Source organism: Neisseria sp. HMSC074B07, assembly GCF_001810355.1.
In the GTDB taxonomy this organism is placed as follows: Bacteria; Pseudomonadota; Gammaproteobacteria; order Burkholderiales; family Neisseriaceae; genus Neisseria.
Genome location: NZ_KV800985.1, coordinates 51,663 through 63,072, shown reverse-complemented (window position 1 = coordinate 63,072; position 11,410 = coordinate 51,663). Strand labels below are relative to the sequence as shown.

Below are 11,410 nucleotides of genomic sequence, written 5' to 3'. Positions count from 1 at the left end.
TAAAGTTAATCCACTATATATTTTCAGACGACCTTTTTCATTCCATTTACAGCCATTGTGCTAAGGATTCGGTATCCAAGTTCCATTGCCAGACGCCGTTGTCCGTGCCGTCCAATCCGCGCAGGAAGAGGTATCGGATGGCGAGTTTGGGTAACGGTTTGCCGCGCAGTTTGAAATAGCGGGCTACGGCGATGGCGTAGATGAGCGCTTGCAGGTAGTAATGGTGGTCTGCTACGGCTTCGTTCATAGCTTGTTGCGTATAGGACTCAGCGTTGTCGCCCAGATGGTTGGATTTGTAATCGATGATGCACACAAGGTCGTCTGAATCTTGGCAGACCATGTCGATGAAGCCGTTGAGAAAACCTTGTACGTCTTGGAAATCCAATCTTTCTGCGGCTTCGATACATTCCGGCGGCAGGGAACTGTTTTCACGGGCAAACCAGCGACGCAGGTCATGGAGTTTGAAGTCTTCGGTGTAGAGGGTGAACCCCATTTCAGGAAGGCGGCGTTCGGGTGGGATTTCAGACAGGCTTTGTGCAACAAGGCGCGTTTTGCGGCAGGTGTCGAGCATTTGTTTGACGGCATCTGTCCAGAGTAGGTCGAAGCCGTAGCGGGTCAAGGTTTCGGCTATCAGGCTGCTTTGGCTTTCGGTGCTTTGGGCAAAGTCGAATTTTTCCAACATTTCATGCAGACAGACGCCGGCGTTGGCGCCGCGCGGGAAATGGTGGATGTCGGTGTTTAGGAGGTCGTCTGAAACAGAGAGAGCGGTTTCAGACGACCTTTCTGTTTCGGCGGCGGTTTCTGCGGGATCGAGTGCGGGTTGTAATTCTTCGCGCTCGTCGTCTCGGGTTTTGACTTGGCGGCTGAGGCCGGTAAAGCTGGTATGTCGGATGAACTGAAATCCGCGGGCAGGGATAACGGCGGCTTGATAGAGGTCGTCTGAAAGATGGCGGTTTTGCGCGGCAGCGGGTTGCGGCGCGTCTTCGGAAAAGCTGAAGTCGGTATGTTCGGGAGGATTTTTGAGGAAACGCAGCCAGTTGTTTTTCAGCATTTGCAGCTCGCCTAGGGCTTTGTTTGCTTTGCGTTCTTGTTCATAAGCTTGGCGGGTAGACACCCGATTGCTGTCGGTGCTGCCTTCAAGCAGGTAGGCGAAAGGGGAATCGGCGGTATCGCCGCAATGGGCGGCATAAAGGACGAGCTGCTCTTCGGCACGGGTCAGCGCGACGTACAGCAGGCGCAGGCGTTCCGCCATTTCTTCGTCGGCAAGGTGGATACGGTCTTCATCGTTGAGTTGCGATTTGGCAAGCAGTTCCGTGGTGTGGTCGGCGGTGTGGAGGATTTGCCAATCGGCGGGCTTCATGTCTTTCGCGTCCCAAACGAAAGGGCAATAGACCAAAGGATATTGCAAACCTTTGGAGGCATGCATGGTGACGATTTTGACCAGTGCTTCATCGCTTTCAAGCCGTAACAGTCCTGATTCGCCGACAGAGCTCTCTTGCGCCAGGCTGATTTGGTCGTTGAGCCATTGATGTAGGGCGGCGGGGCTGAGGCTTTGTCCTTCTTCTTCTGAGAGGCACTCTAAAAGCTGATGGAAATTGGTGAGGCCGCGCTCGTCGCCGCGTGCAAGCAATCCGGTTTCGATGCCGTGCAACGAGGAGAAGTGTTGCAGCGCGGCATAAATCCCGCTTTTCCGCCAAATGGCGACAGATTCGGCGGCAGTGTTTATCCAGTTTAATAATTCGGCTTCGTTGCGGTTGAGTTGATACAGGGCTTGCGCGTCGTAGCCGAATAATGTGCCGGATAAGACAAAGCGCAGCGAGCCGATTTGTCCGGGATTGAGCCAATAATCCAACAGCGCGGCAAGGGCGAGGGCTTCGGGCGTGGTGAAAACCGATTCTCTTGAGAGCAAAACGCTTTGTATGCCGCGCGTTTTCAGCGCTTTTGCCACCATCACGCCTTCGTTAAACGTCCTGACCAAGACGGCAATGTCGCCCGAAACGACCGGCCTGTCTTTGAATTTCAGACGACCCTCGGCAGCTTCGTTGAGCGTGTGGGCGATTTCGTCGGCGCAATATTCGGAGGCACGGCGGCGCAAGATGTCTTTGTTGAGTACTTCGTCGTCTTTGCCGTTGAGCCAGCGTATCTGTATGGCAGTTTGGGGCGGCGAAAGACGGCTTTCGGAACGTGCGGCGCCGACTTCGGTATAGTCTATGCCGTCCAAGACGAAAGGGCGGTTTTTGCAGCGGAACAATGCGCCTATGCCGTTAATCAACTTGGCGTGGCTGCGGTAATTGGTTGCCAGCGTGTAGCTGTGTTGCGAGTCGGCTGCGGCTTGCAGATAGGCGTAAATGTCGGCGCCACGAAAGCTGTAAATCGCTTGTTTCGGGTCGCCGACTAAGAATAAAGGTTTGTTTTGTTTGATGAAGATTTTTCGGAAGATTTCGTATTGCAGCGGGTCGGTGTCTTGAAATTCGTCAATCAATGCGATGCGCCAGTTCTGCGCTACTGCCTGAGCCAGCGAGTCTGCCTGCGGGTTGTCGGTCAATGCGTCATAAACATCAAGCAGTAAATCGTCGAAACCGCGTTCGCGCTTGGATTTTTTCTGCTCGCTCAGACTGGCATTAAGATGGTCAAGCAGGTCGAGGTGGAGCAGGGTAAGCGTCTCTTCTTCGGCTTGCACGATGGCAGCTGAATCTGCGCCGAGATTCGCCAATATCTGCAAATCGGCAAAGGCGGCAGTATCGGGAGTATTGCCTTTTTTGACTTTGGACGCTAAAGCTTCTATGGCAAACATAGGCAGCTTTTCTGCCGTTGTTTTGCTAAAAGAAGGAAGGGCATCGGATTGGGAGGCGGAGTGGAGTTCGAGAAAGACGGTCTTGAATGTTTTTTCTTGATAGGATTGCCCATTTAATATCGGACGGATGCGCCAGAATGTTTCTTCCAAAGCGTCCAGTTTGGAACGCACTTTTTCCCATGTTTTCCGAAAGTTTTCCTGCGCGGCGACTAGGTCTGCTTCGGGTCGTCTGAAAACCAAATACGGACGGCTGACGAACTTTTGTATTGCCACCAGCATGGTTTGCGGCGTTTGGCGGCGTTGGAATACCAACTTCGCTAAAACGGGATGATCGACGATGCGGTCGCGCCAAAAATCTTGAGCGGGAATCAGCAGGCGGTCGCGGTTGTCTTCAGTCAACTCGACATCCATAGGCGCGCGGCACAAAAACGCATAATCGCGCAAAATGCGTTGGCAGAAGCCGTGAATGGTATAAATCGCGGCGTTGTCGAATTGCCCGATGGCAGCCTTGAGGCGGACAATCAGCCGCGCCCGACTTTCTTGAGCCAATGCCTGTTTGAGCAAACCGGTCAGAAACACATCGCCCGGATGATTGTCTCGGCAGTATGCTGCGAGGTCGTCTGAAAGATTGTCCGTATCCTCCACGCTCTCCAAAGCCTGCAATACTTCGTCCAAACGTGCGCGCAGACGGGTTTTCAATTCCGCTGTCGCCGCCTTGGTAAAAGTAACGGTCAAAATGCTTTCGACCGGCATCTGCTCAAGCACGACCAAGCGCGTGAACAAAGCCGCAATGCCATAGGTTTTGCCCGTGCCGGCAGAGGCTTCAATCAGATTGGTACCTGCTATGGGGATGCTTAGGGGATCGAAGGCTGGAATGGAGGCGTTGGCGGGCATGATAAAAGGAGGGAAGTACAGATAGAAGGCGTAATCATAGCAGAGGTCGTCTGAAAACGGTGGGGAGCTTGGGGGTGAAAACGAGCTTTGGCTTGTTGTATGGCAGGCTTGCGATTTTCGGTTGCGTTCCGTTGGATTTATAGTGGATTAAATTTATAGTGGATTAAAATTGCAATGATACGGCGTTGCCAACGCCCTTATGTACTACCCGTACACGGCGGGCGTTGTCGCCTTGTCTCATTTTTATTTTAATCCACTATAAATCAGGACAAGGCGACGAAGCCGCAGACAATACAGATATTACGGCGAGGCAACGCCGTACTGGTTTAAAGTTAATCCACTATAATTGTTGATATCAGCCCTAAAATAGGGTGAGGCAAACAAAAAAACGGCGGCTTGTAGGCTGCCGTTTTCTTTTGTGCGATCAAGCTTGGTCTTCCGGTTTGTCAGATAACTCTTGGGCTTTATCAGTTGGCTCTTGAGCGGTTTCTGTGGAAGCAGGTTCATGCTGACTGACTGCTTCCGGAGCTTGTGTTGCCGCTTCGGTTTCAGATTGTTCCGGATTGTCCTGACGCAGATTGTGACTGTAATCTTTAGGCGGGCTGGGTTGCTTGCCTGCCATAATTTCCAGCACTTGATCGCGGTCTATGGTTTCCCAATCCATCAAGGCTTTGCACATAATTTCCATCTTATCGCGGTTTTCATCAAGGATTTTGTAAGCTACTTGATACTGTTCATCCAAGATGCGGCGAATTTCTGCATCGATTTCTTGTTGGGTTTTTTCGGAAATGTTTTGAGAACGGGTAATGCTGCGTCCCAAGAATACTTCGTCTTCATTTTCCGTATAAACCATTACGCCCATTTTATCGCTCATGCCGTAACGGGTGACCATCTCGCGCGCCATTTGGGTGGCACGTTCGAAATCGTTGGATGCGCCGGTGGAAATACGGCCGATGAAGATGTCTTCGGCAATGCGTCCGCCAAACAGAATCGACAATTGGCTCAGCATTTGGTCTTTATACATGCTGATACGGTCGCGTTCGGGAAGCTGCCAAGTCAAACCGAGCGCACGGCCGCGCGGCATGATGGTCACTTTGTGAACCGGATCGGTAAACGGCAGGCTTTCGGCAACAATCGCATGACCTGCTTCATGGTAGGCGGTCGCACGTTTTTCGTCTTCGTGCATTACCATGCTGCGGCGTTCGGGACCCATATAGATTTTGTCTTTGGCATCTTCAAAATCGCTTTGGTCGACTTTGATTTTGTTGCGGCGGCCTGCAAACAGGGCGGCTTCATTGACCAAGTTGGCCAGATCCGCACCGGAGAAGCCCGGCGTGCCGCGTGCCAATGATGTCAAATCTACGGATTCGTCCAAAGGTACTTTTTTCGCGTGGACTTTCAGGATTTGCTCGCGACCGCGGATATCGGGCAGCGGAACAACAACCTGACGGTCGAAGCGGCCTGGGCGTTGCAATGCCGGATCCAGTACGTCGGGACGGTTGGTTGCGGCGATGACGATAACGGTATGATTGCTTTCAAAACCGTCCATCTCGACCAAAAGCTGGTTCAAGGTTTGTTCGCGTTCGTCGTTGCTGCCGCCCAAGCCGGCACCGCGTTGACGGCCGACAGCGTCGATTTCGTCAATGAAAATGATACAAGGGGCGTTTTTCTTCGCTTGTTCAAACATATCGCGCACGCGGCTTGCACCGACGCCGACGAACATTTCAACAAAGTCGGAGCCTGAAATGCTGAAGAAAGGCACACCGGCTTCGCCTGCGATGGCTTTTGCCAGCAAAGTTTTACCGGTACCCGGGCTGCCTGCCAGCAAAATGCCGTGCGGAACGCGGCCGCCCAAGCTTTGATAGCGGTTGGGGGATTTCAGATAATCGACGATTTCTTGTACTTCTTCTTTTACTTCATCACAACCGGCAACATCGGCAAAGGTAACTTTATTGGTTTCTTTGTCCATCAGGCGGGCGCGGCTTTTACCGAAAGAGAATGCGCCGCCCTTGCCACCGCCGCCGTTTTGCATGCGCATGAAGTAGAACCATGCGCCAATCAGCAGCAATACCGGCAGCAGGCTGAAAACCAGGCTGGTAAAGATACTCGGTTTTTCTTCAGGGATAACGTTGACGCGGACTTTATTGTCCAAAAGCGTTTTGACCAAATTATCGTCTAAAGGCGCATTGGTGAAGAAAGTGGATTTATCGGTACGTTCGCCTTTGATCAGATAGCCGATGATGGCGGAGCCTTCGATTTTGACGTTGCTCACTTCACCGTTGTTTACCTGTTGGATAAATTGAGAGTATTCGATTTGCTGCTTGTTTTCCTGCTTGCTGGTCAGTGCGTTGAACGCAGCCATCAGACCGACGCACAAAGCGACCCATAACAGGATGGACTTAAAGGTATTCCCCACTTAGCCAGACTCCATGATATTAAGATAAACGAAAGGAAGATTTTAAAACACGCTGCCTGTATTGTCAGCGTTTATTTTTTCCTAATAAATAAATCTCACTGGAACGATTGCGTGATGCTTCGGGCTTGCGCGTCTGCACCGTTCCGAAGATTTCGCGCATGGCTGCCATATATTCCTGATAGCCCGCTCCCTGAAATACCTTCACCAAAAAGCTGCCGCCCGTTTTCAAATGATTGACGGCAAAGTCCAAAGCCAGTTCGCACAAGTAAAAGCTGCGGGCTTGGTCGGTTACGGCGTTACCCGACATATTGGGTGCCATATCGCAAATTACAAGGTCTAGCGGTCGGGCGTCCAGCAGGGTTTCAAATTGCGCCAATACTTCGTCCTCCCTGAAGTCGCCCTGAATAAAGGAAACGCCTTCTATTTCATCCATAGGCAGGATATCCAATGCGAACACGCGCCCTGAATTGCCGACCAGTTTTGCCGCTACTTGCGACCAGCTGCCCGGCGCGCTGCCTAAATCCGCCAAAACTGTGCCGGGTTTGATTAATTTGTCTTTTCCGTTGATTTCCAGCAGTTTATATGCAGCGCGGGCGCGATAGCCGTCTTTTTGTGCCATGTGGACGTAATGATCGTTGACGTGTTCGTGAAGCCAGGCTTTTGATGATTTTGAACGTACTGCCATAATTTATTTAATGATTTAGAGAAACGCCGTATTGTACGTTATTTTCCCCCGAGATTGCGCCAAATCGCGTACAATGCCGCACTATTCTTTCTTTTCAAGCACTAGAACATGACTGACAATAAATTAAGTACCAAAGAAATTTTGGAATTGAAAGCCCGCGCCCATCACCTTCATCCTGTTGTAATGGTGGGACAGCAAGGTTTGACCGAGTCCGTTATCAAAGAAACCGATGCCGCCCTGACGGCGCATGAATTAATTAAGGTCCGTGTATTCGGCGACGACCGAGCCGAGCGCGTTGAAATTTGCAATGCGCTGTGCGAAGCTGTTGATGCGCAACTGGTTCAGCATATCGGCAAACTGTTGGTGTTGTGGCGTAAAAACTTGGAGGTTTGATTCTTCAAGAGCATATTCAGACATCTTAAGGACAGATGTGCAAAAGGTCGTCTGAAAATATTTATGACTCTTACCAAGTGTTTTTGTTATGCGCTCGTAAAATCAGGAAAATCGATAAACTCTCTGAGATTGATTACTGTCAATGGGAACATACCCGCAGTTTTTAAAGCTGCGGATTGGCTATACTAACGATAGGAGCACATCATGAAAGCATTATCTGTTGCACTGGTTTTATTGACTTTGGCAGGCTGTCACAATACTTGGAACGGCGTTCGGGAAGACGGTTCACGCATTATCGGGCGTTCTGTCAGCGGTATTGGTCACGGTATCGGTAAGGCAGGTCAGGCATTGGAACGTACCGGCAGCAGAATAGACAACCGCCAACAAGTACAGCAACCTCAAATGTCCGGACAGAATCAGTATCCCTACCCGACGCAGAACCAATATCCTGAGCAGAATCAATACCAATACTAAGTCTTTTTTAATGCCGACCCCGATTACATGGTTTGTAGTCGGGGTTTTGGTTTTTCAGACGACCTTTATCCTGTATGATTCGGGATTGGCAATGAAATGGGCATATCTTTAGCCGTCTTCTTACTTATAGTGGCTTAACTTTAAACCGACGGCGTTACCTCGCCTTAGTTCAAAGAGAACGATTCCTCTAAGGTGCTGAAGCACCAAGTGAATCGGTTCCGTACTATATGTACTGTGCGGCTTCGTCGCCTTGTCCTGATTTAAATTTAATCCACTATCTATTTATAACAATATGAAAAATCTCATTTTCTGGCTTGCGCTGTTGGCTGCGGCTTTTGGTTTTTTTTATTATCAGCAAAACCATAGAATTTCTCAGGACGAGCTGATTCATGCTGAGTCACCGCATGACAGGTCTTCCGTGTCTTCATTCGGCGGATTGGCTTACCTGAATTTTTTGCGTGCAGGCGCGGGGCTGCCGACTTTGGCGCATTCGTCGGTTTTAGAAAAGTCCGCCCGCAATCATGCGCGTTATTTGTTGCAGAACCCTGAAGACGGTCATGACGAACGTCATCGCAGCAATCCGTTTTTTACCGGCTACCGCCCGAATGAACGCGCCCGCAAGGTAGGTTATCTTTATGATGGCGTACATGAAAATATCACCACCGGTTTTTATCCGTATCCTGAAGATATGGATACCAATTTGCCGGTTCAGCAGCAGATTGACGGTTTGATGACTGCTATTTATCACCGCTTCTCTCTGTTGGAACAAGGCATTGATGAAGCTGGTGCGGCATTTGAGCATCGTGATGGGCGGATATCGGTCGCCATCAATCAGGGAAATCATCAGTTTAATTTTTATTGCGGTTTAGGCAGGGTTTATCCTGAACCGGGGCGGCGTTATTATCAAAATGCCTGCAACAACAACGCCGTTGTTTATGCGGACGAAGTCAAGGCGCAACGCGAGTTCTTATATGTCGTTTATCCGCAAGGTGATTTTGCCATGCCGGATTTTCACGGCGAACACCCCGAACCCATGCCGGGACACGAATTTACCGGCAATCCGGTCAGTATCGCTTTTTCGGAATCTGCCGGAAAAATCAAAATGCGGTCGTTCAAGCTTTATCAGGGCAAATCCGAGATAGAGAAGGTCAAGGTGTTGACGGCAAGCAATGATCCGAATCAAACGTTTTCTGATCGTCAATTTGCCTTATTTCCTTTATTGCCTTTGGAATACGATACCGCGTATCGTGCCGTATTCGAGTATGAGCGCAATGGCAAATCCAAAAAAGCCGAATGGACTTTCCGAACGAAAAAGCCTGATTATCCTTACTTTATCGTTAAAGGCGGAGAAAAATTGGCAGTTGAATCGGGTAAGAAATATTTCATTCATTGGAAGGATTTTTGGTGTCAGCGGGAATGCGAAGAGTATGTTTACCGCCAACGCGGCAAAGCGAAACTCGAAGTCATGGAGCGTCAGATCGGCGGTATGGTGGTACGGGTTACCGGAGACAAAGGCGATGATGTCCGGTTAACGCCGAAAGAAGAAAATGATAAAGCGGTCTTACTTTATATCTGGCAATAGCAATCAAGGTCGTCTGAAACACAAACAGGTTTTCAGACGACCTTCTTTCATACGCAACAAGACAAAGCAGGGTAGGGCAAGATACTTTATTGTTTGGGTGAACCGTAAAACTGTTAGAATAGCGGAAATTTTATTTCTTGTTTCTCAAACAATGATCCGCCATCCGAAAATTGCCGCCCATACGCGTTATGCCTTTATCTGTATCGGACTGATGATGCTTTCTTTCCTGATATATGTGGTTTTGGCAGTGTTTGATTTGGGCTTGGATATGTCGATGCGGATTGCGCTGATCCGTTTTTCGCTCATTTTAATCTTGCTGTTTGCGTTTTTGGGCGGCGTTTTTTCAATCCGGGTAGCGGTGCTGCGAAAGAAAATGGGGGTATGACATGAACCAAGTTGATAACAACATTCCTGAAGAAATCCGTTTGCAACATGACCGATCGGCTTTGGTTTTGGTTTATCGTGGCGAACGTAAAACCCTTCCTGCCGAATTTCTCCGCGTTTATTCTCCCAGTGCCGAAGTGCGCGGACATGGCGCGGGACAAGATGTCTTGCAGACAGGTAAAGCAGAAGTTACGATTTCTGATTTGGATCCTGTCGGTCAGTATGCGCTCAAAATTACTTTTTCAGACGGTCATAATAGCGGTTTGTATGACTGGGCTTATCTTTACAAATTGGCTTACGATTATGATGCGCTTTGGCAGGATTATCTCCGCAGGTTAAAAGAAGCCGGAGCCTCCAGAATACCGAGTGCCGCCGATCTTGTTGCCGGTAAAAAGCATTCCTGCGGCAGCGGCGGTTGTGGCGGGCATCATTGATTACTGAGCGTGTTTGTTCTTTTTGAAGCGGCATTGTGACGGATAGCAGGATGTCGGCAAAGCAGGCTCTGTTCCTCGCTTGAAAAAATATATCAGCCTGTCGGATGTCAAACAGAATCGGCTGGAAAGATACGGTCTTGAGGGTACAATGCCACTGCATGGGCGAGTTGCGTTGTTACCTGAATAAAAAAGATTATTTAGTCATCCATTTGATAGACTACGCTAAGCCGGTCCGCAAAAGCATATCGTGAATGACGATAAAAATGCCATCACCTTCAGAGATGAAATTTCAGCATTCGGCGTAGCCATGAACAAATTGAAAGACAGGTTTGCCTCTCAATGATTAAACTTTCAGACGACCCCTAGAGCAAGGTCGTCTGAAAATCGAAATACCGTTTGAACCATATTGATTTCAGATTATTTTAGGAAAGCACCTCTATGAGCGACCACAAAACCCATTTCGGTTTCACTACCGTAAACGAAGAAGAAAAGGCAGGTAAAGTGGCCGAAGTGTTCCATTCCGTAGCCAAAAACTACGACATCATGAACGATGTCATGTCTGCCGGCCTGCACCGCGTTTGGAAACATTTCACCATCAATACCGCCCGTCTGAAAAAGGGCGATAAAGTGCTGGATATCGCCGGCGGTACCGGCGACCTGTCGCGCGGCTGGGCCAAGCGTGTGGGCAAAGAGGGCGAAGTGTGGCTGACCGATATCAACTCATCCATGCTGACCGTCGGCAGAGACAGACTGCTGAATGAAGGTTTGATTCTGCCCGTATCGCTTGCCGATGCCGAAAAATTGCCGTTTCCCGACAACTATTTCAATCTGGTTTCCGTTGCTTTCGGTTTGCGCAACATGACCCACAAAGATGCCGCGCTCAAAGAAATGTACCGCGTACTCAAACCGGGTGGAACGCTCTTGGTGTTGGAATTTTCCAAAGTCTACAAGCCACTGGAAGGCGCATACGATTTGTATTCCTTCAAACTGCTGCCGGTCATGGGCAAACTTATTGCCAAAGACGCAGACAGCTATCAATATCTGGCAGAATCCATCCGCATGCACCCTGACCAGGAAACATTGAAACAAATGATGCTGGATGCCGGTTTCGACAGCGTTGATTACCATAATATGAGCGCAGGCATCGTAGCCTTGCATAAAGGTGTGAAATTCTGATACCCGAATCGGCTGACCTATCTGTCTGATGCCCATAGCCTATTCCAAAGTATCGGGCTTATGTTGATGACTGAAAAAGGTCGTCTGAAAACCGATTGATAAGGTTTTCAGACGACCTTTGTTGTAAGAAATCTCTGAGTTGTACTGATATAGTGGATTAACTTTAAACCAGTACGGC

The 11,410-nt window shown here is 49.4% G+C and carries 9 protein-coding genes; 6 read left to right on the top strand and 3 right to left on the bottom strand.

Annotation, left to right across the window (positions count from 1 at the left end; genetic code table 11):
- Positions 1-46 precede the first annotated feature (46 nt).
- The 3 genes from recB to HMPREF2726_RS12375 all read right to left on the bottom strand — a co-directional run bounded on the left by recB (position 47) and on the right by HMPREF2726_RS12375 (position 6,789).
- Positions 47-3,688, bottom strand: coding sequence for an exodeoxyribonuclease V subunit beta (gene recB / locus HMPREF2726_RS12385; protein WP_009311482.1), 3,642 nt, complete (start codon positions 3,686-3,688; stop codon positions 47-49).
- Between the two features lie 424 nt (positions 3,689-4,112).
- Complete coding sequence (gene ftsH / locus HMPREF2726_RS12380) at positions 4,113-6,104, bottom strand: ATP-dependent zinc metalloprotease FtsH (RefSeq protein WP_049222511.1); 1,992 nt, start codon at positions 6,102-6,104, stop codon at positions 4,113-4,115.
- Positions 6,105-6,168: 64 nt separating this feature from the next.
- Positions 6,169-6,789, bottom strand: a complete 621-nt coding sequence (locus HMPREF2726_RS12375) for an RlmE family RNA methyltransferase (RefSeq protein ID WP_009311479.1) — start codon at positions 6,787-6,789, stop codon at positions 6,169-6,171.
- Between the two features lie 108 nt (positions 6,790-6,897).
- On the opposite strand from HMPREF2726_RS12375, the gene yhbY reads away from it, so the two are divergent.
- From yhbY to ubiE, 6 genes are all read left to right on the top strand, one after another.
- Positions 6,898-7,182, top strand: coding sequence for a ribosome assembly RNA-binding protein YhbY (yhbY, locus tag HMPREF2726_RS12370; protein WP_003760073.1), 285 nt, complete (start codon positions 6,898-6,900; stop codon positions 7,180-7,182).
- A 204-nt stretch (positions 7,183-7,386) separates the two neighbouring features.
- The gene (locus tag HMPREF2726_RS12365) at positions 7,387-7,656 is read left to right on the top strand and encodes a hypothetical protein (protein ID WP_009311478.1); all 270 of its coding nucleotides are present in this window, start codon (positions 7,387-7,389) and stop codon (positions 7,654-7,656) included.
- 292 nt (positions 7,657-7,948) lie between these two features.
- Positions 7,949-9,238: a CAP domain-containing protein gene (locus HMPREF2726_RS12360; protein WP_009311477.1), complete on the top strand. Its 1,290-nt coding sequence runs from the start codon at positions 7,949-7,951 to the stop codon at positions 9,236-9,238.
- Between the two features lie 97 nt (positions 9,239-9,335).
- Positions 9,336-9,623 carry a cytochrome b6 gene (locus HMPREF2726_RS12355; protein WP_232203777.1) on the top strand — a complete coding sequence of 96 codons (288 nt, stop codon included), beginning with the start codon at positions 9,336-9,338 and terminating at the stop codon, positions 9,621-9,623.
- Position 9,624: 1 nt separating this feature from the next.
- A complete protein-coding gene (locus HMPREF2726_RS12350) occupies positions 9,625-10,056 on the top strand; it encodes a gamma-butyrobetaine hydroxylase family protein (protein WP_003762839.1) in 432 nt (143 codons plus the stop codon).
- A 438-nt stretch (positions 10,057-10,494) separates the two neighbouring features.
- Positions 10,495-11,232 (top strand): bifunctional demethylmenaquinone methyltransferase/2-methoxy-6-polyprenyl-1,4-benzoquinol methylase UbiE, encoded by a 738-nt coding sequence (ubiE, locus tag HMPREF2726_RS12345; protein WP_003760056.1) that lies wholly within the window; start codon positions 10,495-10,497, stop codon positions 11,230-11,232.
- Positions 11,233-11,410 lie beyond the last annotated feature (178 nt).

Bases quoted from the DNA above. Each gene is read 5' to 3' on its own strand.
- ubiE (WP_003760056.1), top strand. From the start codon at position 10,495: ATGAGCGACCACAAAACCCATTTCGGTTTCACTACCGTAAACGAAGAA.
- HMPREF2726_RS12365 (WP_009311478.1), top strand. From the start codon at position 7,387: ATGAAAGCATTATCTGTTGCACTGGTTTTATTGACTTTGGCAGGCTGT.
- recB (WP_009311482.1), bottom strand. From the start codon at position 3,688: ATGCCCGCCAACGCCTCCATTCCAGCCTTCGATCCCCTAAGCATCCCC.
- HMPREF2726_RS12375 (WP_009311479.1), bottom strand. From the start codon at position 6,789: ATGGCAGTACGTTCAAAATCATCAAAAGCCTGGCTTCACGAACACGTC.
- HMPREF2726_RS12360 (WP_009311477.1), top strand. From the start codon at position 7,949: ATGAAAAATCTCATTTTCTGGCTTGCGCTGTTGGCTGCGGCTTTTGGT.
- HMPREF2726_RS12350 (WP_003762839.1), top strand. From the start codon at position 9,625: ATGAACCAAGTTGATAACAACATTCCTGAAGAAATCCGTTTGCAACAT.
- yhbY (WP_003760073.1), top strand. From the start codon at position 6,898: ATGACTGACAATAAATTAAGTACCAAAGAAATTTTGGAATTGAAAGCC.